The sequence below is a fragment of the Novosphingobium sp. genome, assembly GCF_041915465.1.
Lineage (GTDB): Bacteria > Pseudomonadota > Alphaproteobacteria > Sphingomonadales > Sphingomonadaceae > Novosphingobium.
In genome coordinates this window covers 1-19,955 of the sequence record NZ_JAYSBK010000054.1, presented here as the reverse complement: position 1 = coordinate 19,955, position 19,955 = coordinate 1, and the positions used below count along the sequence as shown (strand labels likewise).

The window sequence follows — 19,955 nt, the reverse complement described above, 5'->3', positions numbered from 1 at the left end:
AGCATGCCTTCGCGCAGCAGGTAGATCGAGCAGACTTCGCTGTTCAGACCCTCCGCTATCACATCGACGACGGTGTTCAGCTTGGCCTGGGCATGACTGCGCGACGCCATCACGTCGTGCAGGCTTGTGAGGATCATGCGGGCGGCGGAAACGGCGGCGTTTGCAGACATATCGGTGTGAGACTAGCCCAAACGGGTCGCCTTGGAAACGCGCGAGTCCCTCCTCGAGATCAAAATGTCTGCCGCAGCCCGGCAATCGGCCGGGTGCGGCAGGCAGAACGCTCAGAAGTGACTGAGCTCCTCCTTGATCCTGAGCTTTCGCTTCTTGAGAGCCTGGATCATCGCGAGGTCAGGCAGCGGGCGGCTCATTTCTTCGTGGATTTGCCGTTCCAAACCGGCGTGCTTGAGCTGCAAGGCGCTGACATGCGATTGTTCCATCGGGGATTCTCCTTCGTTTAGCCCCCAGGGCTGCAAGGATCCGACCGGGTCCCGACTCGGTATCCGGCGGGTCACTCACGATTGTCATCCAAGCATATTAAGCCTATCTTGCGAAGCACCTGAGTAGGCACTTGCGGCAAATTGATTTCAGGCCGCGTCCAGTTGTCCGAACCTGGCTGGGAATTGGCAGAAGGAGGCCGCGTGCGTGACTGAAGACGAGATGCGCAAGCGGCTGGAAGTGCTTCGGATCGAACACCGCGACCTTGACGCGGCAATCGACGCTCTGACGGGCGCGGGGGCCGGCGATCAGTTGCAGATCGCGCGACTGAAGAAGCGCAAGCTCAAGCTCAAGGACCAGATCGCGCTGATCGAAGATTACCTGATCCCGGATATCATTGCGTAATTTCCCGTAATGGGCCGGTTTGGCATAGCCTGGGCCACGGCGATAAATCGTCCCCCCGCGGGACAGTTCCAAAATGGTGTGTGAAACTGAACTATCCCCCATTGGCATCAGGCCTTTTGCGAGCCTATCGCAGCCGCCATGGCTAGTCCGGCAAGCATAAACCCGAGGATCATCGAAGGGCTATATTGCGAAGCGCTCGTCCTGTCCGACGAAGTGCGCGCGGCCTTTGCCCTGTCTGGCCGCATGGACGCCGCCGCGCGCGAGGAGGACGAAGCCTGCATCGCCCTGTCGTGCGAGGCGCTGCGCACCACCACGCGAATGATGCACGCGGTGGCCTGGCTGCTGAACCACCGCGCCTACTTCAACGGCGAACTCAGCGAGTTTCAGCTGCGCCGCTATGGCAAGCTGGCCGATTTCCCGGAAAGCGACCCGCATCGTCTGGCGCTGCTCGATCCACAGACCCGCGCCCTGATCCAGACGACCGAGCGCTTCCATGCCAGGCTCAAGCGGATCGACAATGGCTGGCGCGAACGCGAGGCCAATGCCCCCAGCGCCATCGCCGCACTGCGTGCCCGGCTAAGCGCGGTGCCGCCCGCGCGCTAGACCGCCAGCAGGGCGCGCTGCCACGCGGCGTGCCGCCCCGCTGCGTTGCTGCCATCCGGCATAAAGTGCCGCACGCCCCCGCGCATCGCACCCGCCGCTGCTTCCAGCGAGCCGTGCAGCCCAGCCCCGACGCTGGCCAGCATCGCTGCCCCCAGGGCCGTCGTTTCGAAAAAGTCGGGCCGTTCGACCGGCAGGCCCAGCACGTTGGCAAGGTCCTGCGCCATCCAGTCGTTGGCGCTCATCCCGCCGTCGATCCGCAGCGAGGTCCAGGCCGCGCCGTCGGCGGCAAAGGCGCGCGCGAGGTCTGCGGTCTGCATCGCCATGGCTTCCAGCGCGGCGCGGGCGACATGGGCGCGGGTGGTGGCAAAGCTCATGCCCGTGATCACCCCGCGCGCCGCCGGGTTCCAGTGCGGCGCGCCCAGCCCCGATAGCGCAGGCACGATCACTACCCCGCCGCTGTCGGGAACCGAACGGGCCAGTTCCTCCGTCTCCGCAGCACTGGCGATCATCCCCAGGCTGTCGCGCAGCCATTTGACCAGGCTTCCGGCCACGAACACCGAGCCTTCGAGGGCATAGGTGCGCGCACCCCCGAGCTGGCACAGCACCGTGCCGAGCAGGCGGTTGCCCGAACGCGGCAGGGCGTCGCCCATGTTGGCCAGCACGAAGGCCCCGGTGCCGTAAGTCGCCTTGGTTTCGCCGGGGGCAAGGCAGCCCTGCCCGATGGTTGCGCTCTGCTGGTCGCCAGCCAGCCCGGTGATCGGGATCGCGCGGCCGAGCAGCTCCGGATCGGACCGGCCGAATTCGCCGGCATTGTCGGTCACTTCGCCCAGCGCGCTGCTCGGCACGCCGAACAGGTCGCACAGCCCCTCGTCCCAGCCAACTCCGGCCAGCGGAAGCAGCAGCGTGCGGCTGGCATTGCTGGCATCGGTCAGGTGCGCCCCGCCGGTCAGCTTGCACACCAGCCAGTCCTCGACCGTGCCGAGCGCAAGACGGCCCGCCGCGGCGGCGGCTTTCACCGCAGGCACATGGTCGATCAGCCAGCGCATCTTGGTGGCGGAAAAATAGGGATCGAGCAGCAGCCCGGTCGCCGCCTGGACCACCGGTTCCTGCCCCGCGTTCTTGAGCGCCGCGCAGAATTCTGCCGTCCGCCGATCCTGCCAGACCAGCGCATGGTGCAGCGGGCGGAGCGTCTGGCGATCCCAGGCCACTACCGTCTCGCGCTGGTTGGTGATGCCGATGCAGGCAACCGCGTCCGCCCCGCCCGCCTGTTCCACCACGTCACGCGCGCAGGCCAGCGTCTTGTCCCAGATCTCGGCCGCGTCGTGTTCGACCCAGCCAGCCTCGGGATAGAACTGCGTCAATTCGCGCTGGGCCACGGCACGCAAGGCGCCGTCGGGCGCAAGCAGCATTGCGCGGGTGGATGTCGTGCCCGCATCGAGCACCAGGATCAGATCGCCATCGCGGCTCATAAAGGCTCTCTCCTCTGCTCGGGAAGCTAGCGCGGCCATCGGGACTTGGCGAGGGGGGCGCGACAGGCCATATGCCCTAGTTATGAGCATTCCGCCCGAACCTTGGCCGACCGGCCTGTCCGAAGCGTGCGAACCGCTGGTGCGCCGCGTGCTTGCGCCCAATCCATCGCACTATACCTATACCGGCACGCAGACCTACATCGTCGGCGCGGGTGCGGACGTCGCAGTGATCGACCCCGGTCCGGCCGGAACCGGCGAGGCAGGTCATGCCGACACCCACGGCGAAGGCCACGTCGATGCCATCCTGGAAGCGATCGGCACCGCCCGCGTCGCCGCGATCATGTGCACCCACACCCACCGCGATCACAGCCCTGCCTCCAGGGCGCTGAAGGCCGCGACGGGCGCGCCGATCATCGGCTGCGCGGCGCTGGCAATCGACGACAACGGTCCGCGCGCCGATGCCGCCTTCGATCCCGACTATGCGCCCGACCGGGTGCTGGCCGACGGAGGGCGGATTTCGGGCGAAGGCTGGACGATCGAGGCGGTCGCCACTCCGGGGCACACCAGCAACCACCTGTGCTATTCGCTGGTCGAAAGCGGTGCACTGTTCACCGGCGATCACGTGATGGCTTGGTCGACCAGTGTGGTTTCGCCCCCCGATGGCGATATGAGCGCCTACATGGCGAGCCTGCAGAAGCTTTACGAGCGCGAGCAGGACAAGCGGTACTATCCCGCCCACGGCCCCGCCGTGGACAAGCCGCGCCAGCTGGTGCGCGGGATGCTCGGCCACCGCCGCCAGCGCGAAGCGCAGATCCTGCGCCTGCTTGAAACCGGACCGCAAAAGGTGCCGGACTTCGTCACCGCCATGTACAAGGGCCTCGATCCGCGCCTCGTCGGCGCGGCCGGGCGTTCGGTGCTGGCGCACCTGATCGACCTTGAAAACCAGGCCCGCGTCACTTGCGACGCGCACGACTACTGGCAGCTTGCCCGCTAGGCAGGCGAAGGTTCCACCGGCTTCCAATTCGCCGCTTCCTGTTCGTCAATACGGCCCCGAACTTCGACGGAGAGCCGATTCCGCCCCGACAAACGGCTTTGCCGTGCAAACCGAATAGGTGTATTACACATATATAACGGGTCGCCAGAATGGGGAGAAATTCTATGGCTACTCTTGCCGGCACCAACACGGGTGCCCGAATTCCAGATATCGAAGGGCGCGAACGGCGCTTCTTCATGGGCATGGCGGTGTTGCTCGCGCTGACCGTCCTGACCGGCTTCGGCCTGTTCATCGTGGTCGGCATTTCCAGCTTCGGCGCGCCGTGGTGGGTCCACGTCCACGGCATGACCTTCATGAGCTGGATCGCGCTCTACCTCACCCAGAACTGGCTGGTGCTGCGCGGCAACATTACCGCGCACCGCAAGCTGGGCCGGATCGGCGGCCTGCTGGCAATCTGGATGGTCTTTGTCGGAATGGTGCTTACCCCGGTGACGCTGGCCGTGCACCGCTCGCCGCCGTTCTTCACGCCGCCGCAGTTCCTCGCGCTCGACTGGGTCAATATCGCAGTCTTTGCCGCCCTGATCGCCAGCGGGATCGCGCTGCGCCGCCAGACCGACTGGCACCGCAGGCTGATGCTCTGCGCCACGATCGCGGTCATCGCGCCGGCCTTGGGACGGATCCTGGTGCTCGCCGGACACATGTCGCCGTGGAACAATGCCTTTGCCCTGCTGGGCTATATCGGCATCGCGATGGTGGCAGACATGCGGATCCGTGGCCGGGTGCATCCCGCCTACTTCGTCGGCGCGGCGGCAATCCTGGCGATGGGCTTCGCAATTCAGGTGCTCAGCACCTTCCTGCCGCTGGTCAGCTATGCAGGAGGCCTTGTCGGCGGCTGATCGTCCCCATATTGGCATTGGCGGGCGCGCGACCAGCGCCCGCCCCATGCTTCAAGGGAATGCGACATGACTGCCCAACCGACCAGCCTTGCCGGGATCGACATCCGCGCCGAGATCGCGCGCCTGCGCAAGGAAAAGAACGTAGTCATCCTCGCACACTACTATCAGTCGGCCGAGATTCAGGATCTGGCGGATTATATCGGCGACAGTCTGGAACTGTCGAAGAAGGCCGCCGCCACCGATGCCGACGTGATCCTGTTCTGCGGGGTCAAGTTCATGGCCGAAACCGCCAAGATCCTGGCCCCGAACAAGATCGTGGTGCTGCCCGACCTCAACGCCGGGTGCAGCCTGGAAGACGCCTGCCCGCCCGAAAAGTTCAAGGCCTTCCGCGAAGCGCATCCCGATCACATGGCGCTGACCTACATCAACTGCTCGACCGAGGTGAAAGCCCTGTCGGACGTGATCGTCACCTCGTCGAGCGCGGAAACGATCCTTGCCCAGATCCCGGCGGACCAGAAGATCATCTTCGGCCCAGACCGGCACCTGGGCGGCTACCTGTCGCGCAAGTTCGGGCGCGAAATGCTGCTCTGGCCGGGGGTGTGCATCGTCCACGAAGCCTTCAGTGAAACCGAGCTGCTGAAACTCAAGGCCCAGCACCCCGGCGCGCCGATCGCGGCGCACCCGGAATGCCCACCCTCGATCGTCGATCACGCCGACTATGTCGGATCGACCAGCGGGATCCTCAATTTCGCCAAGGAATTTGCCGGCGACACCCTGATCGTGGCGACCGAGCCGCACATCATCCACCAGATGGAAAAGGCGCTGCCCGAAAAGACCTTCATCGGCGCGCCGGGCGCGGACGGGCAGTGCAGCTGCAACATCTGCCCCTACATGGCGCTCAACACCATGGAAAAGATCTACACCACCCTGCGCGACCTTTCGCCGCGGATCGAGATCGAGGAAGGCCTGCGCCTGAAAGCCAAGGCCAGCCTCGACCGGATGATCGAAATGGCATCGGGCAGCGTCGGCAAGGGCGATCTGGGCGCGCGCTAGGCGCCCCTGCCCGCCCGGATCAGACCGGCAGCGCCAGCAGCGGCACGTTGGCTTCGGCCAGCACGCGTTCGGTCGTGCTGCCGAACAGGTGATCGAGCAGGCCATTGCGGCCCGCCGTGGGCATGGCGATCATCTGGGCGCGGCTGGCTTCGGTCAGGATCGCATCGACCACCGGCCCACCGGTGGTGCGCACGCTCACGCCGGTAACCGCGGGCGGCGCTTCGCCGACATGCAGATAGTCCAGCTCCGCGCCAAGCGAGGCATTGAGCGCGTCCAGCGTCGTGAGCGCCTTGGCCGGATCGGGATCCCTGGCCACCGGCACGAGGATCTTTTCCAGCGCCATCACACCGGTTTCCAGATTGACGAAGGGCCGTGCCCGGGGCCCGACCAGCAGGGCGGGAAGTCCCAGGCTCTGCGTGACATCGACCGAGACCGACCCCTTCACCAGCCGGTCCAGACCCGCGCGGCCGTGGCTGGCCATGACGACAAGATCCGGACAGTGCTTATCGAGAAAACCGGTCAGCCCGTCGACCGCGTCCTCGTCCGCAACTTCGACCTTGCGCACGGCAACGCCGGTCAGTTCGAGCACATCGCCGGTATCGGCGCCTTCGGGCAAGAGGCCCCATTGCTCAAGCAGCTTGCGGACCTGCGGGAACTGCTGCCAGCGCCCCCGCCCGGGGCCGCTGACATGCAGCAGGTCGAGCCGCGACTTGGTGGCCACGGCCAGGCGCAGCGCATGAGCAAAGGCGCTCATGCTTTCGGGGGAGAAATCGGTCGGATGGGCGATGGCTTTGATCATGCCACCGACGCTAACCAGCCGCGCCGCCTCCCGCAAGAACAGTTCTATCCGATGGGCAGACCAAACATCAGTTCCCGCACGAATTTCGTCGGCGGCGAACCGAACGACAGCACCGTGTCGTGGTAACGCCTCAGGGAAAAATCCTTGCCCCAGCGCTGGCGTGCTTCCTCGCGCAGGGCCGTGTGTTCGACATACCCGGTGAAGTAGCTCAACAACTGGACCGAGGACAGGCTGGCGCGGACCCACTTGCCGGCGGCCTCGCGCTCCTGCTGGAAGGCGCCGTTCATCATCAGGTCCATCGCCGCCTCGCGGCTCATGCCCTCGGTGTGAATGCCGATGTCGAGCAGCGTATTCGTAACCGAGCGCAGCCGCATCTTGAGCACGGTCAGCTGGAACAGCGGATCGCCGTTCAGATAGCCCTCATCCTTCATCACCCCTTCGGCATAGACCGCCCAGCCTTCGACGAACGGCCCCGACCACAGCATCGCGCGCAGCGTGCCGGGCGTGCGGTTGGAGTGGTCGAGCTGAAGGTAATGCCCCGGCATCGCTTCGTGGATCGAAAGATCGTGGATCATGTAATCGTTGTATTCGGCGAGGAAGCTCTCCGCCTGCGCGTCGCTCCACTCATCGGGGATCGGGCTGACGGCATAGAAGTTCTGCTGCCCGCGCTCGAGCGGCCCCGGCGGGTCGTTGTAGGCGACCGCGTTGCCCTGCTGGAACTTGGGCATGGTGATCACCTTCACCGGCCCATCGGGCATGCGGATAAAGCCCTTTTCGGTGACGAAGGCAGTCGCATCCGCCAGCGTTTCGCGGGCGCGCTGTTCAAGCAGCTGGCGGGGCGGGTGCTTGGCGTAAGAAAGCTTCAGCGCGGCCTCGATCACGGTCTGCTGCTGCGCCGGGGTGGGGTTGTCCGGCATTTCCGGTGCGCCGGGACGACCGATCAGCACCTGGCGCGAGAGCTGATACATCTCGGCGCGAATGTCGGCCTTGGCCTGCAACGCGCGGGCCTTGAGTTCGGGCCGGGTCAGGTTCGACATCAGCGCAAAGGCCATCTTCTGGTCATAGAGCGCCGTGCCTAGGCGGAAATCGCCCTTGGCGTTCGGCACCAGCACGGTGTCGATCCAGACCTGCTGATCCGCCACTGCCGCCTTGAGACCAGCCAGCGCCTTGTCGAAGCGGGCGCGGTCGGCAGGCGCAAGCGCGTCTGCGTGGGGGGCAAGCATGCCTTGCGCGATCTCGACGATCCCGCCGTTCTGCTTGGACACCGTTTGCGCATAGATCAACGGCACCCGCGCCGGATCGAGCTGGCTGCGGCTGGCGAGGAGCAGCGCGGGCAGCGCCTCCATCCGCGCGGTCGCGGCTTTCAGGCGCACATCCCACGGCGCGAAATCCCGCGCGGCCAGGCCATAGAGCGCCATTGCGGCGGTATCGTTGTAAAGCTGCGGGTTCCAGGCCCAGCTTTGCAGGGTCTGGTCGTCCCACAGCCGATAGCGCAGCTCGTTGGTGAGCATTGCGTAGTCGACCTGGTTCTCGCGGCTGAGCCGGGCCGTATCGATGTGGCCCAGTTCGGCGAGGAGCGCTTGCCACTCCGCGCGGCGCTGGGCGCGACCGGTCGCGGTGACATCGGTCAGCTGGCTGTCATAGCGGTGCTCGCCCAGCACCGTCGCATCGACCGGGGAAAGCCGGGTGAACGACGCGATCGCGCGGTCAGCCAGCGTCTTGAAGGCAAAGTCGGCCTGCTGCGCGGCGGGCGCACCGAGGGTTATGTGGCCGGAGTGCTTGCCGGGCTTGGCCGCATCGGCCGGCAGGGTGGCAAGTGCCAGCGCGGCCAGCGGCAGCGCGGCAACAAGCGCGAAGGGCTTCATGAAATTTCTCCCCTGGGAATGGTCGTTACCGGGCAGCGTAACGAATGATCAGTCCTGCGTCGAGCGGGCGAGCGCGAGCCCTGCCGCAACCATCACCATGCCCGTTACGTCCATCCAGCCCAGGGTCTCGCCAAAGGCCAGCCAGCCCGCCGCCACTGCCACCACCGGCTGGCACAGCAGCGCAAGGCCGAACACCAGCGGGGTGAAATGGCGCAGGGCGAAGATCAGCAGTCCCTGCCCGACGATCTGGCTGAGCACGGCCATCGCGATCAGCGGCCACCACACGGTCGGCAGCACCGGCTCGCCCATCGCGACGGCCAGGCCCAGCAGCACCGGGGCGCCAGCAATGCTCGACCAGGTCAGCAGCGACCAGTTGCCCAGCGTCGCGCGGGGACGCTGCAGCAGCATGATATAGCCGGCATAGAGCAGCCCCGCCGTTAGGCAGAACAGGTCGCCAACCAGCGTCTCGCGCCCGATTTCGAGGCTCCGGCCCATCAGCACCAGCGATCCCAGGATCGCGAGCAGGAAAGCCAGCCACTCGTTCCGGCGCGGCGCGCGGTGCAATGCGATCAGGCCCCAAGCCATCACGATCAGGCTGCCCGAATTGCCGAACAAGGCGGCATTGCCCAGCCGGGTCATGCCGATGCCGATGTGCCACGAGCCAAGATCGAGCGCGAAGAACACCCCCGCGCCCGCCATCGCCCACCACACCGCCGGCCGAAAGCCCGTGAGCTTCTGTCCGCTCGCCACCGAAATCAGGGCCAGCGCGGGAACCGCGAGGGCCAGACGCCAGAACCCGGCGGACAGCGGGCCGCTATCGGCCAGCCGCACGAAATAGGGCCCCAGGGCAAGCGCGGCATTGCCCGCGATCAGCGCGGCAAAGTGCAGCAGGTTCCATTGGCGCGGGGCCCGATGCGCACCCCCGGTTGCATTCATCATGCCCATGCCTTAGCCGGTCGGTTAAACAGACCAAACCAAATTCGCCTGCTTACCCACCGGAGGATGTCTTGCACGAAGCACTGTTCCAGCCGATTGCCCTTGGCGCGATTGCCGCCCCCAACCGCATCCTGATGGCCCCGCTGACGCGCGGCCGCGCCGATGCGGGCTCTGTCCCCAGCTCGCGCATGGCCGAATACTATCGCCAGCGCGCCTCGGCCGGGCTGATCATCTCCGAGGCGACGGCCGTCAGCGTCGAAGGCCACGGCTGGCACGCCGCGCCAGGGATCTGGACCGACGAACAGGCCGAGGCCTGGAAGCCGGTGACCGATGCGGTCCATCAGGCGGGCGGACGAATCGTCCTGCAGCTGTGGCACATGGGCCGGATCGTCCACTCGGACTACCTGGGCGGCAATCCGCCGCTTTCCGCATCGGCCACCACCGCGCCCGATCACGCCCACACGCCCACGGGCCGCAAGCCACACGTCCAGGCCCGCGCCGCGACGCTCGACGATATCAAGCGCACGATCGACGACTATGCCGCCGGGGCCGCGCGGGCCAAGGCCGCCGGGTTCGACGGGGTGCAGCTGCATGGCGCCAACGGCTATCTGATCGACCAGTTCCTGCGCCAGTCGACCAACCTGCGCGAAGACGATTACGGCGGCAGCGTTGAGAACCGCACCCGTCTGATGCGCGAAGTACTGGAACGGCTGATCGCTGTCTGGGGTGCGGAGCGCGTCTCGATCCGCCTGTCGCCCAATGGCGAAACACAGGGCTGCGACGATCCCGATCCGGCCGCGATCTTCGGCGAAGCGGCGCGCGTCTGCCAGGAGCTGCAACTGGGCTTTGTCGAATTGCGCCAGCCGGGGCCGAACGGCACCTTTGGCGCCACCGACGTGCCGATGCAGGACGCGCTGATCCGCTCGATCTACAAGGGGCCGCTGGTGCTCAACAGCGATTACACCGCCGAACAGGCCGATGCCGACGTCAGTTCGGGCCGCTGCGATGCGGTCAGCTTTGGCCGTCCGTTCATTTCGAATCCCGACCTCCTCTGGCGGATCCGCAACGGCGCCGAATGGGCACCCAACGTTAACGTCCCGCAAAGCTGGTATCTGCCAGGAGAGGCGGGTTATATCGATTATCCGGCGCTTCAGCCGGCTTGAGACAAGGGTCGAGGCGATGGCTGTGCGTTCGTGGCTGTTCATTCCGGGGGACAGCGAAAAGAAGCTGTCGAAGGCGGTTGGTACCGGCGCGGACGTCCTGATCCTCGACCTTGAGGATTCGGTCACGCCAGATAACAAGCCGGCGGCGCGCGCGATGGTCTGCGATTGGCTGAAGGCCCACCGCAAACCGCTGACCGCGGGCAAGCAACAGGGCCGCTGGGTGCGGATCAACGCGCTCGACAGCCGGATGTGGCGCGACGACCTGTTGGCCATTCTGCCCGGCGCGCCGGACGGGATCATGCTGCCCAAGTCGGCCGGTCCCGAATCGGTCCAGCAACTGGCAGCCGAACTTTACGAACTGGAACAGCGCAACGGGATCCAGGCGGGCACGACCAGGATCCTGCCGCTGGTCAGCGAGACCGCGGGTGCAGCGATTTCGATCCCGGCCTATGCAACCGCTTCGCTGCCGCGCCTGGCCGGCCTGACCTGGGGCGCGGAAGACCTTTCCGCCGCGATCGGGGCGACCCGCAAGCGCGAAAAGTCCGGCGTTTGGACCGATGCCTTCCGTTTTGCACGGGTCCAGACGCTGCTCACGGCCCATGCCAGGGGCGTGATCGCGATCGACACGCTCCACGCCGACTTTGCCGACCTCAAGGGCTTGAAGAAGGCTGCGGAAGAGGCCCGCGCCGACGGGTTCAGCGGGATGCTCGCGATCCACCCCGCGCAGGTGGAGGTGATCAACTCCGCCTTCACGCCCAGCGAGGAGGAAATTGCCGAGGCCCGGGCGATCGTCGATGCCTTTGCAGCCAATCCCAGTGCCGGCGCACTTCAGATCGACCGGCGCATGATCGATCGCCCGCACCTCAAGCTGGCGCAGCGCGTCCTGGGGATCGTCGAATAGGGCTATTGCGCCGGGATATCGTCCTTGGGCGCCGGTTCCGCCGCCGGTTCGGGCGCGGCTTCGCTGGCGGCGGCCTTGCTATCGGCCTTGTTGGGGCTGGCGGCCTTGGGCGCGAGCGGTGCCTGCGAGCGGACCGTGTCGATCGGGATCATCGCGTCGCTGGCTGACCCCGGCAGGATCTCGCCCTGGGCATTGCCCGCGCCCTGCTGCTTTTCCGCTCCCTTGCAGGCACCCAGCGACAGGCCCAGCGCGGCAAGAACGGCAATCGTGGCAATCCGCTGCATCGTATTTCCTCAGTTCGGACAGGCTTTATCCAGCATCGCAAGGAATTCCCCCGCGCGCGCCAGCAAGGCCCGGTCCCACGCCGCATAATCGACCTTATGACCAAGCCGGGCAAGGCTGGTCACGCCGAATTCCTCGATCCCGCAGGGCACGATCCCGCCGAAATGGGCCAGATCGGGCGCGATGTTGACCGAAAAGCCGTGCATCGTCACCCAGCGGCGGATGCGCACCCCGATCGCGCCGATCTTGGCCTCGCGCCCATCGATATCGCGGGTCCAGATCCCGATCCGCCCTTCGCTGCGCCAGCTTTCGACCCAGAAATCGGCCAGGGTCGCGATCACCCAGCCTTCGAGCGCATGGACGAAGCCGCGCACATCGCGCGCCCGGCGCTTCAGGTCGAGCAGGACATAACCGACCCGCTGCCCCGGCCCGTGATAGGTGTAACGCCCGCCGCGCCCGGCCTCGACCACTTCGAACCGCGGATCGAGCAGTTCGGCGCGGTCGGCGCTCGTCCCGGCGGTATAGACGGGGGGATGTTCGAGCAGCCAGATCAGTTCGCGCGCCTCGCCCGCGGCGATCGCGGCATTGCGCGCGGTCATTTCTTCCAGCGCGACGCGATAGGGCACCGGATCTGGCGACTGGCGCAGTTCGATGGACTCTGGCAGGACGCTATTCATCGCGCGTTGCGTGGCGACATTCGCTGCGGTTATCAAGCGCCAAGAGACCAACGGGAACCGCCAATGCAATTTGACAGCAACGAAGCGTGGAAAGAAGCGACCGCCAAGGTGGCCGCCAATCGCGACATGCTGCTGGCGATCACGGGCGTGTTCATCCTGCTGCCGTCGTTCGCGGTGCAGGTCTTCACTGCCCCGCTGCAGGTCCCCCTGGGCAACGAGGCCAGGCCCGAGCAGGTGCTGGCCGCCTATGGCGCCTATTTCGAGCATAGCTGGCCATACCTGTTGGTCATGGCGGTGTTGCACCTGATCGGCACTCTGGCGATGATTGCCCTGATCACCGACCCGCGCCGCCCGACCGTGGCCGAGGCAATCCGAACCGGGCTGGGCCGGACCGGGACGGTGGGCGCGGCGATGGTGATGCTGTTCTTCGCACTGTCGTTCGTGGCAGGACTGCCGCTCAACATCGCGGCGCTGACGGGATCACCCGGCATTGGCTTCCTTGGTATGGCGGCCGGGCTGACTGTGCTGTTCTATGGCCTTGCCCGCACCCTGCCGCTGATGCCGGTGGTGGTGGTCGACCGCGTTGCAAATCCGCTTGTCGCGCTGCGCCGCGCCTACATGCTGAGCCGGGGCAATGGCGGGCGGCTGATGCTGTTCTATGGGCTGATCTTCGTCGCCTTCCTGTTGTCGAGTATCCTGCTGCTTGCCGGGCTGAAAATCGTGTTCACCCTGGCGCTGAGCGCCGAGGCGACCGACCTGCTGATGGCCCTTGCCGATAGCGGGATCAGTGCGGTGATGAGTGTCTACCTGGCGGCGGTCCTTGCGGCGATCCACCGCCAGCTTGCCGCGGGCGAAGTCGGGACGCGGGTAGACAAGGCGCTATAAAGCGCGCAGCATCAAGGCATTGGCGAATGATCCAAGGGGGGAGAGCCGATGTCGTTCAGTATCAGGCGCGCCTTTTCGCAGGCGTTTGAATTGGTTTCCGCGCGGTTTGGCGCGATGCTGGCCGTATCCGTCATAGCGATGGTGCTCAGCTGGCTGATGATGGGTACCTATTTCGGCGGGATGATGGGCACGGTCCTGTCAAATCCGGCAGCCGGCGAGCAGATGATGATGAACTCGATGGGGGCCGGGCTGTTCCTCGTCTATGCCGCGAACTTCGCCATCAGCGTTACCGGCTATGCCGCCATCTGCGCGCTTTGTTCAGACCGGGTGAGCCACACTGTCGGCACCGCGCTTGGCGCTGGAGTGCGGGCGATGCCCAGCCTGGTCGGCGCGTGGTTGCTCCTCATGCTTGGCATGATCGCGGTGAGCCTGGTGATGATGCTGGTCATCAGCGGCATGGCAATGGCCTCGTCCGATCCCTGGATGATGCTGTTGATCTCGATCGTGATCGCGGCGGTCTTCGTCTATCTGCTCACGAAGTTCAGCCTGATCCTGCCGATCGCCGCGATCGACGAAGTGCGCAATCCCTTCCGGCTGCTCGGGCGATCGTGGACGTTGACCAGCGGGGCGACGCTCAAGATCTTCGCTCTCTACCTGCTCGTCTTCGCGGCGATGTTCGTGGTCCTGGTGGCCAGCTTTCTGGCGCTGATCGGGATTCCTCGCGCGGGGATGGTACCCCCGTTCGGATCGCTGATCACGATGGCCCTGGGCATGGTGGTGTTCGGGATCGTGCTACAGCTGTACCTGACCGCGCTGTCGGCGGCGATCCACCGGCAGCTGGCAGGCACGTCGAGCGAGACGATGGCCAACGCTTTCGCCTGATCGTTGCGGATTATGCGGGAAACGGGAACCTGCCTTGCGGCCGGTTCCCTTATTCCTTCCAGCCCCAGAAAAGCACGCAGGGCGGAACGTTGATCAGTTCCAGACCCTGGTCGATATGGGTGAAGTGCTTGGCCATGAAGTCCCGCGCCTTGGGCGTGAACTGGTAGACCAGGAACGCGCCCCCTTTGCGAAGGACCTTGTGGGTCGCCGCGGCAATTGCCGGGCCGACTCCTTCGGGCAGGGTCGAAAACGGCAAGCCAGACAGCACGTAATCGGCGTGATCGAAACCGTGCGTCTTGATGATCGCTTCAACATCGGCCGCCGAGCCCAGCACCGGCACGAACCGGCTGTCGCTGATGGTGGCCTTGAGATAGTCAATAAACAGCGGATTGGTGTCGATCACGATCAGCATGCCATCGCGCGGCAGGCGGTCGAGAACGGGTTGGCAGAACGTGCCCACGCCGGGACCATATTCGACGAACAACTTGCATTCGTCCCAGTTCACCGGGCCAAGCATCTTGTCGATGGTAAAGCGCGAGGACGGGATGATCGAGCCGACCATCACCGGGTGCCGCAGGAAACCTTCGAGGAATACCCCCCAGGGACCCAGCATTCGCTTGAAACGGCGCGCTACCCGCCCTGGCAAGGCCTCTCGGGCAAGCTCGGAAGTCGTCATGCTGGATCAAAAGTCCTGTCGCTGGGAATGACATTGACGGCGTTTGCAAATTTGACCGGCCATTGCAAGGCGCATTGGACGCGGCTAGCGACGAAACGATGACAGGTAGCAATCCGCAACTTCAAGCTGAGGGGACAACGGCCACCTTGCCGCGTGGTCGGCTGGTGCTGTTGTTCATGGTCGTGCTGGTCACGGCAGCCGGAAATACCGCGATGCAATCGGTCATGCCGGCGATCGGAACGGCCCTGAAAGTTCAGGATTTCTGGATCAGCCTGGCCTATACTTGGTCGGCCTTGCTGTGGATGCTGTGCGCGCCGATGTGGGCGCGCCGGTCGGACAAGCGCGGCCGCAAGGCGATGATGGCGATCGGACTGATGGGCTTCATTTCCAGCTTTGGCCTCTGCGGCCTGTCGCTGTGGCTGGGGATCAACGGCTTTCTGGGCGGGCTCGGCACGCTGCTGCTGTTCGCCGCCTGCCGGTCGCTTTACGGCGGCTTCGGTTCTGCCGCGCCGCCGGCGGTGCAGGCCTATGTCGCGGCCCGCACCAGCCGGGCGGAGCGTACCCAGTCGCTTTCGCTGATTTCGTCCAGCTTCGGCCTCGGCACGGTGCTGGGTCCGGCCCTTGCGCCGTTGCTGATCGTACCCGGCCTCGGGCTGATCAGTCCGTTCATGGCCTTCACCCTGATTGCGCTGATCGTGCTGATTGCGCTGCGGTTGCGCCTGCCCGACGACACCCCGGCCTTTGCCGGGCGCGGCGATGTCGTGGCCGCCCCGTTCAGCGCCAATTCCAACTCGCGCATGCACGAGGCTGAGGACGAGGACGAGGATTTGGCCCCGGCCGGCAAGCTGGCCTGGAGTGATCTGCGCATGCGGCCGTGGCTGCTTGCTGGCCTGCTCGGGGGTCACGCCCAGGCGGCGGCGATGGGGATCGTCGGCTTCCTCGTGCTCGATCGGCTTGGCCTGCGGGCAACGCCCGAACTGGGCGCGGGGCCGACCGGACGGGTGCTGATGACGGGCGCTCTCGCGACGCTGCTGGCGCAATGGGGGCTGATCCCGATGTTGCGGCTCGGCCCGCGCGCCTCGTGCCTGTGGGGCATCGCGCTTGGCGCTGCGGGCGCGGCCTTCCTCTCGTTCGCACAAAGCGAGCATGCGATTGCCGTCAGCGTCGCGCTGCTGTCGATGGGCTTCGGCCTGTTCCGGCCCGGCTTCACGGCAGGCGCATCGCTGGCAGTAAGCCGGGCGGAGCAGGGCCAGTCGGCTGGCATCGTCGCCTCGGTCAACGGCGCGGCCTATATCTTCGCACCGGCCATCGGCGTCTGGCTCTATGGTCATTCACCGTGGATTGGCTTTGCCGCGATCGAGCTGCTCTGCCTCTCGGTAATCCTGGTCAGCTGGCGCGCAATGCAGAGCGACAGTGCCCTGACCGGCGAGCGTTAAACTGCCAGCCGCTGAGCGTAGAGCCGGTCAGAGAATCTCGTGAACCTTGTCCTGCGGACGGCATAGCCGCACCCCCTTGTCGGTTTCGACCAGCGGGCGTTCGATCAGCTTCGGTTCGGCGGTCATCGCCGCGAGCACGGTCGCATCGTCGGCGCCCGGCAGGCCGCGCTCCTCGGCGTCGGTTCCGCGCAGACGCAGGCCCTGCTGCGGGGTCATCCCGGCATCGCGATAGAGCTGGGCGAGCTTTTCGGCGCTGGGCGGCGACACCAGGTATTCGACCACGCTGACCTCCACCCCCGGCGTGTCCTCAAGGATCGCCAGCGTCTTGCGCGAAGTCCCGCAAGCCGGATTGTGCCAGATCGTCGCCTTCATGGGTGGTCCTTTCGCATTTTGCCGAGCCTCTATGAAAAATTTCCGGGCCTCGCAATTTGATCCTTGTCAATGCGAACGATTCGCATTAGCGGCATTTCTTGTTATTGAGAATCGTTCGCAATACAGGGAGCCAAAATGTCCTCGATCGTCCTTCGCCACCTTAGCCTCTCCGTCGCGATTGCCGCGCTGGCCCTGCCTTGCGCCGCATTTGCCGCGACTGGCGATGCCGGGGCAGCGGACGATGCCGGGGCCGACAATGCCGCTCCGATCGTTGTTACCGGCGAAAGCTATCGGATCGAGGAGCCGGTCAGCACGAAGACCGGCACCCCTCTGCTCGACACGCCGCAGTCGATCGCCGTGCTCCAGCGCGAGCAGCTGGACGATCAGGCGGTCGAACAGCTTGGCGATGCGCTGCGCTATGTTCCGGGCGTAACGCTCGGCCAGGGCGAAGGGCACCGCGACCAGGTGGTGCTGCGCGGCCAAAGCTCGACTGCGGACTTCTTCCTCGACGGGCTGCGCGACGACGCCCAGTATTACCGTCCGCTCTACAACGTCGAGCGCGTCGAAGTGCTCAAGGGCGCCAATGCCCTGCTGTTCGGCCGGGGCGGCGGCGGCGGGATCATCAACCGCGTCTCCAAGGTGGCCAACCCTTCGGCGGCCAAGGGCTCGGCCTCGGCCGGGATCGACACCTGGGGCGCCTGGTCGCTGGCGGCCGACGTCAACCAACCCCTGTCCGGCAACGTCGCGCTGCGCCTCAACGGCACCTACGAGGAATTTGCCAACCACCGCGACGTCTATGATGGCCACTTCGTCGGCATCGCGCCCACGCTGACCGCTAACCTTGGCGATGCGACCACGGTAACGCTCGCCTATGAATACGACCACGATGCACGCGTCACCGATCGCGGCGTGCCCTCGCTGAACGGCGCCCCGATCACCGGCTATGAAGACACCTTCTTCGGCAGCGCCACCGAAAACCGCAGCCGTGTCGATGCCCACATCGCCCGCGCGCGGGTGGACCACGAGATCAATTCGGAACTGACGCTGAGCGTCTCGGGCGAATATGCCCACTACGACAAGTTCTACGCCAACATCCTGCCGTCCGCCGCCACCGCCTCTACGGTCACCCTGACCGGCTATGGCAGCGGCACGGTACGCGACAACTGGATCGGGCAGGCCAACCTGGTGTGGAAGGGCCAGACCGGTTCGATCGGCCACACAATCCTCGCGGGCTTCGAGATCAGCGACCAGACGACCACTACCGACCGCATCACCGCACTCTTCGCAACGAGCGGCAGCGGCACCGCGACTTCAGCCACGGTGGCATTGGCCGAAACGCTGACCCTGCCGGCCATCACCTGGAGCGCGCTGGCCAGCAACACCCATGCCAAGGTGACGAGCCAATCGGCCTACCTGCAGGACCAGATCGAACTCGCCCCCTTCCTGCAAGTCATCGCCGGGGTGCGCTGGGACAGCTTCGACATCAATGCCACCAATCTGCTGACCACGGTCCGGACCGGTCGCAAGGACACGATGGTTTCGCCGCGCCTGGGCGTAATCGTGAAGCCGCGCGCCAATGTCTCGATCTATGGCAGCTTCGCCAAGAGCTTCCTGCCGCAATCGGGCGATCAGTTCTCCACCCTCGACGCGAGCTACCAGGCGCTTGAACCCGAAGCGTTTCGCAACCTTGAAGTGGGGGTGAAGTGGGACATCCGCCCCGGCCTGTCGTTCAATGCCGCCGCCTTCCAGGTCGATCGCACCAACACCCGCGCGAACGATCCGGTCACCGGCTTCGTCGTGCTAACCGGCTCCAACCGCGTGCGCGGCTTTGAGGCGGGGCTGGCCGGCCAGATCACCCCGGACTGGCAAATCAGCCTGGGCTATACGCACCAGGAAGGCGAAATCCGCACTTCCACCACGTCCGCCCCCGCCGGGCGCAAGCTCGACAAGCTGCCCGAGCACCAGTTCGCCGCCTGGACGCGCTACAACCCGTCGAACAAGCTGGGCTTTGGCCTTGGCGTGATCCACCAGTCGAGCCAGTACGCGACGATCAGCAACGCGGTGCGCCTGCCTGGCTTCACGCGCGTCGATGCGGCGGTCTATTACGACATCAGCGACCGCGTGGGCCTGCAGCTCAACGTCGAGAACGTCACCGACGCGCGCTATTTCGCCAGCGCCCACACCGACAACAACATCGCCACGGGCGAACCGATCAACGCGCGCTTCACCCTGCGCGTGAAGTGTTAAGCCCTAGCCCCGACGTGCCTTGAGCCAGGCCTTGTGCGTGCGCTCAACCTCGAGCAGCGAGGAGAACACGCTCTTGTCCGGATCGGTCGCACCTGTCCGGCCAAGGGCGTAGATCTGGCAATAGAACCAGTACTGCGCGGCGAAGCTGTCGATCGCGCGTAGCGCCTTGAACCTGGTCAGGAACGAGAGCGCAGCGGGGAACAGCGCCAGCCCCTTTTCCGCGCGCGGCAAGCCCTCGGCCCCTGCCAGCAGCCGCGCCGCACCGTCCGGCTCGACGCAGAGCGGACGGCCCAGCCCGATCACGTCGGCCGCGTCCTGGGCAAGTGCCTCCTCCATGGCGGCGCGCGAACGGAAGCCCCCGGTGACCATCAACGGCACTTTCAGCGCACTTTTCATAGCCTGCGCGAAATCGACGAAATAGGCCTCCCGCGCCAGGGTTGAGGCGGCGACACCCGGCTGTTCGACCGGCTCCATCCCCTCGATCCCGAGCAGGCGCGGTTGTTCATAGGTGCCGCCCGAAATCTCGATCAGGTCAACCCCCGCCTCTTCCAGCCAGCCCGCCACCTGCAGGCTGTCTTCAAAGGCGAAGCCGCCTTTCTGGAAGTCCGCGCTGTTGAGCTTAACCGTCACGGCAAAGCCGGGCTTCACTGCCGCGCGCGTGGCCCTCACCACTTCGAGCAGGAAGCGCGCGCGGTTTTCAAGGCTGCCGCCCCACAGGTCGCTGCGCTGGTTGGCGCGCGGACTGAGGAACTGCGAGATCAGATAGCCGTGCGCGGCGTGGACCTGCACCCCGTCGAACCCGCCTTCCTCGCAGGTTGCGGCGGCCTGTGCGAAGCGGCGGATCAGTTCGGCGATTTCCGCCTCGGTCAGGGCCACCGGCTCGCCGAACTGGCCGCCGGGCAGGCCCAGCTTGACCGCCGAGGGGGCTTTGGGATGCGCATTGACCGGCTTCATCGTCTGGCGCCCGGCATGGCTGATC

General features: G+C 65.8%; 21 protein-coding genes. 11 read left to right on the top strand and 10 right to left on the bottom strand.

Going from position 1 to position 19,955, the window contains the following annotated elements; genetic code table 11:
• Positions 1-281: 281 nt before the first annotated feature.
• The gene (locus tag ACE3SN_RS10570) at positions 282-437 is read right to left on the bottom strand and encodes a YdcH family protein (protein WP_374529844.1); all 156 of its coding nucleotides are present in this window, start codon (positions 435-437) and stop codon (positions 282-284) included.
• Positions 438-642: 205 nt separating this feature from the next.
• Here ACE3SN_RS10570 and ACE3SN_RS10565 point away from each other — a divergent pair, with 205 nt between their 5' ends.
• Positions 643-840: a YdcH family protein gene (locus ACE3SN_RS10565; RefSeq protein ID WP_374529843.1), complete on the top strand. Its 198-nt coding sequence runs from the start codon at positions 643-645 to the stop codon at positions 838-840.
• A gap of 138 nt (positions 841-978) precedes the next feature.
• Positions 979-1,443 (top strand): DUF1465 family protein, encoded by a 465-nt coding sequence (locus tag ACE3SN_RS10560; RefSeq protein ID WP_374529841.1) that lies wholly within the window; start codon positions 979-981, stop codon positions 1,441-1,443.
• On the opposite strand, the gene ACE3SN_RS10555 is transcribed toward ACE3SN_RS10560, so the two are convergent.
• A complete protein-coding gene (locus ACE3SN_RS10555) occupies positions 1,440-2,912 on the bottom strand; it encodes a glycerol kinase (RefSeq protein ID WP_374529839.1) in 1,473 nt (490 codons plus the stop codon). The genes ACE3SN_RS10560 and ACE3SN_RS10555 overlap by 4 nt on opposite strands.
• 82 nt (positions 2,913-2,994) lie before the next feature.
• Between ACE3SN_RS10555 and ACE3SN_RS10550 the strand changes: the two genes are divergently transcribed.
• The 3 genes from ACE3SN_RS10550 to nadA all read left to right on the top strand — a co-directional run bounded on the left by ACE3SN_RS10550 (position 2,995) and on the right by nadA (position 5,855).
• Positions 2,995-3,906 (top strand): MBL fold metallo-hydrolase, encoded by a 912-nt coding sequence (locus ACE3SN_RS10550; protein ID WP_374529837.1) that lies wholly within the window; start codon positions 2,995-2,997, stop codon positions 3,904-3,906.
• A gap of 164 nt (positions 3,907-4,070) precedes the next feature.
• Positions 4,071-4,802: a hypothetical protein gene (locus ACE3SN_RS10545; protein WP_374529835.1), complete on the top strand. Its 732-nt coding sequence runs from the start codon at positions 4,071-4,073 to the stop codon at positions 4,800-4,802.
• Between the two features lie 66 nt (positions 4,803-4,868).
• Positions 4,869-5,855, top strand: a complete 987-nt coding sequence (gene nadA / locus ACE3SN_RS10540; RefSeq protein ID WP_374529834.1) for a quinolinate synthase NadA — start codon at positions 4,869-4,871, stop codon at positions 5,853-5,855.
• Positions 5,856-5,874: 19 nt separating this feature from the next.
• Here nadA and ACE3SN_RS10535 read toward each other — a convergent pair whose 3' ends face one another.
• The 3 genes from ACE3SN_RS10535 to ACE3SN_RS10525 are packed head-to-tail and all read right to left on the bottom strand — an operon-like array spanning position 5,875 to position 9,458.
• Entirely contained in the window at positions 5,875-6,654 is a 780-nt protein-coding gene (locus ACE3SN_RS10535) for a universal stress protein (RefSeq protein WP_374529832.1), read from the bottom strand.
• 44 nt (positions 6,655-6,698) lie between these two features.
• A complete protein-coding gene (locus tag ACE3SN_RS10530; RefSeq protein ID WP_374529830.1) occupies positions 6,699-8,519 on the bottom strand; it encodes a DUF885 domain-containing protein in 1,821 nt (606 codons plus the stop codon).
• A 48-nt stretch (positions 8,520-8,567) separates the two neighbouring features.
• Positions 8,568-9,458 (bottom strand): DMT family transporter, encoded by an 891-nt coding sequence (locus tag ACE3SN_RS10525; protein ID WP_374529828.1) that lies wholly within the window; start codon positions 9,456-9,458, stop codon positions 8,568-8,570.
• Between the two features lie 68 nt (positions 9,459-9,526).
• On the opposite strand from ACE3SN_RS10525, the gene ACE3SN_RS10520 reads away from it, so the two are divergent.
• Positions 9,527-10,618: an alkene reductase gene (locus tag ACE3SN_RS10520; RefSeq protein ID WP_374529826.1), complete on the top strand. Its 1,092-nt coding sequence runs from the start codon at positions 9,527-9,529 to the stop codon at positions 10,616-10,618.
• A gap of 16 nt (positions 10,619-10,634) precedes the next feature.
• Complete coding sequence (locus tag ACE3SN_RS10515) at positions 10,635-11,519, top strand: CoA ester lyase (protein ID WP_374529824.1); 885 nt, start codon at positions 10,635-10,637, stop codon at positions 11,517-11,519.
• Positions 11,520-11,521: 2 nt separating this feature from the next.
• Here ACE3SN_RS10515 and ACE3SN_RS10510 read toward each other — a convergent pair whose 3' ends face one another.
• Positions 11,522-11,803 (bottom strand): hypothetical protein, encoded by a 282-nt coding sequence (locus tag ACE3SN_RS10510; RefSeq protein ID WP_374529822.1) that lies wholly within the window; start codon positions 11,801-11,803, stop codon positions 11,522-11,524.
• Between the two features lie 9 nt (positions 11,804-11,812).
• Entirely contained in the window at positions 11,813-12,478 is a 666-nt protein-coding gene (gene lipB, locus ACE3SN_RS10505) for a lipoyl(octanoyl) transferase LipB (protein ID WP_374529821.1), read from the bottom strand.
• A gap of 63 nt (positions 12,479-12,541) precedes the next feature.
• Between lipB and ACE3SN_RS10500 the strand changes: the two genes are divergently transcribed.
• Both ACE3SN_RS10500 and ACE3SN_RS10495 read left to right on the top strand, forming a co-directional pair.
• Positions 12,542-13,363 (top strand): hypothetical protein, encoded by an 822-nt coding sequence (locus ACE3SN_RS10500; protein ID WP_374529819.1) that lies wholly within the window; start codon positions 12,542-12,544, stop codon positions 13,361-13,363.
• A 48-nt stretch (positions 13,364-13,411) separates the two neighbouring features.
• Positions 13,412-14,245 (top strand): hypothetical protein, encoded by an 834-nt coding sequence (locus ACE3SN_RS10495; protein WP_374529817.1) that lies wholly within the window; start codon positions 13,412-13,414, stop codon positions 14,243-14,245.
• 49 nt (positions 14,246-14,294) lie between these two features.
• Here ACE3SN_RS10495 and ACE3SN_RS10490 read toward each other — a convergent pair whose 3' ends face one another.
• Positions 14,295-14,921 carry a class I SAM-dependent methyltransferase gene (locus ACE3SN_RS10490; protein ID WP_374529815.1) on the bottom strand — a complete coding sequence of 209 codons (627 nt, stop codon included), beginning with the start codon at positions 14,919-14,921 and terminating at the stop codon, positions 14,295-14,297.
• A gap of 98 nt (positions 14,922-15,019) precedes the next feature.
• Here ACE3SN_RS10490 and ACE3SN_RS10485 point away from each other — a divergent pair, with 98 nt between their 5' ends.
• Entirely contained in the window at positions 15,020-16,357 is a 1,338-nt protein-coding gene (locus ACE3SN_RS10485) for an MFS transporter (RefSeq protein WP_374529813.1), read from the top strand.
• A gap of 27 nt (positions 16,358-16,384) precedes the next feature.
• On the opposite strand, the gene ACE3SN_RS10480 is transcribed toward ACE3SN_RS10485, so the two are convergent.
• Positions 16,385-16,729 carry an arsenate reductase family protein gene (locus ACE3SN_RS10480; RefSeq protein WP_374529811.1) on the bottom strand — a complete coding sequence of 115 codons (345 nt, stop codon included), beginning with the start codon at positions 16,727-16,729 and terminating at the stop codon, positions 16,385-16,387.
• A gap of 135 nt (positions 16,730-16,864) precedes the next feature.
• Between ACE3SN_RS10480 and ACE3SN_RS10475 the strand changes: the two genes are divergently transcribed.
• Positions 16,865-18,976: a TonB-dependent receptor gene (locus ACE3SN_RS10475; protein ID WP_374529809.1), complete on the top strand. Its 2,112-nt coding sequence runs from the start codon at positions 16,865-16,867 to the stop codon at positions 18,974-18,976.
• Positions 18,977-18,979: 3 nt separating this feature from the next.
• Here the strand turns inward: ACE3SN_RS10475 and ACE3SN_RS10470 are convergent.
• Positions 18,980-19,955: NADH:flavin oxidoreductase (locus tag ACE3SN_RS10470; RefSeq protein WP_374529807.1), on the bottom strand; the 976-nt coding region annotated here is incomplete at its 5' end.

Bases quoted from the DNA above. Each gene is read 5' to 3' on its own strand.
- ACE3SN_RS10570 (WP_374529844.1), bottom strand. From the start codon at position 437: ATGGAACAATCGCATGTCAGCGCCTTGCAGCTCAAGCACGCCGGTTTG.
- ACE3SN_RS10560 (WP_374529841.1), top strand. From the start codon at position 979: ATGGCTAGTCCGGCAAGCATAAACCCGAGGATCATCGAAGGGCTATAT.
- ACE3SN_RS10555 (WP_374529839.1), bottom strand. From the start codon at position 2,912: ATGAGCCGCGATGGCGATCTGATCCTGGTGCTCGATGCGGGCACGACA.
- ACE3SN_RS10550 (WP_374529837.1), top strand. From the start codon at position 2,995: ATGAGCATTCCGCCCGAACCTTGGCCGACCGGCCTGTCCGAAGCGTGC.
- ACE3SN_RS10545 (WP_374529835.1), top strand. From the start codon at position 4,071: ATGGCTACTCTTGCCGGCACCAACACGGGTGCCCGAATTCCAGATATC.
- nadA (WP_374529834.1), top strand. From the start codon at position 4,869: ATGACTGCCCAACCGACCAGCCTTGCCGGGATCGACATCCGCGCCGAG.
- ACE3SN_RS10535 (WP_374529832.1), bottom strand. From the start codon at position 6,654: ATGATCAAAGCCATCGCCCATCCGACCGATTTCTCCCCCGAAAGCATG.
- ACE3SN_RS10530 (WP_374529830.1), bottom strand. From the start codon at position 8,519: ATGAAGCCCTTCGCGCTTGTTGCCGCGCTGCCGCTGGCCGCGCTGGCA.
- ACE3SN_RS10525 (WP_374529828.1), bottom strand. From the start codon at position 9,458: ATGATGAATGCAACCGGGGGTGCGCATCGGGCCCCGCGCCAATGGAAC.
- ACE3SN_RS10515 (WP_374529824.1), top strand. From the start codon at position 10,635: ATGGCTGTGCGTTCGTGGCTGTTCATTCCGGGGGACAGCGAAAAGAAG.
- ACE3SN_RS10510 (WP_374529822.1), bottom strand. From the start codon at position 11,803: ATGCAGCGGATTGCCACGATTGCCGTTCTTGCCGCGCTGGGCCTGTCG.
- lipB (WP_374529821.1), bottom strand. From the start codon at position 12,478: ATGAATAGCGTCCTGCCAGAGTCCATCGAACTGCGCCAGTCGCCAGAT.
- ACE3SN_RS10500 (WP_374529819.1), top strand. From the start codon at position 12,542: ATGCAATTTGACAGCAACGAAGCGTGGAAAGAAGCGACCGCCAAGGTG.
- ACE3SN_RS10495 (WP_374529817.1), top strand. From the start codon at position 13,412: ATGTCGTTCAGTATCAGGCGCGCCTTTTCGCAGGCGTTTGAATTGGTT.
- ACE3SN_RS10490 (WP_374529815.1), bottom strand. From the start codon at position 14,921: ATGACGACTTCCGAGCTTGCCCGAGAGGCCTTGCCAGGGCGGGTAGCG.
- ACE3SN_RS10485 (WP_374529813.1), top strand. From the start codon at position 15,020: ATGACAGGTAGCAATCCGCAACTTCAAGCTGAGGGGACAACGGCCACC.
- ACE3SN_RS10480 (WP_374529811.1), bottom strand. From the start codon at position 16,729: ATGAAGGCGACGATCTGGCACAATCCGGCTTGCGGGACTTCGCGCAAG.
- ACE3SN_RS10475 (WP_374529809.1), top strand. From the start codon at position 16,865: ATGTCCTCGATCGTCCTTCGCCACCTTAGCCTCTCCGTCGCGATTGCC.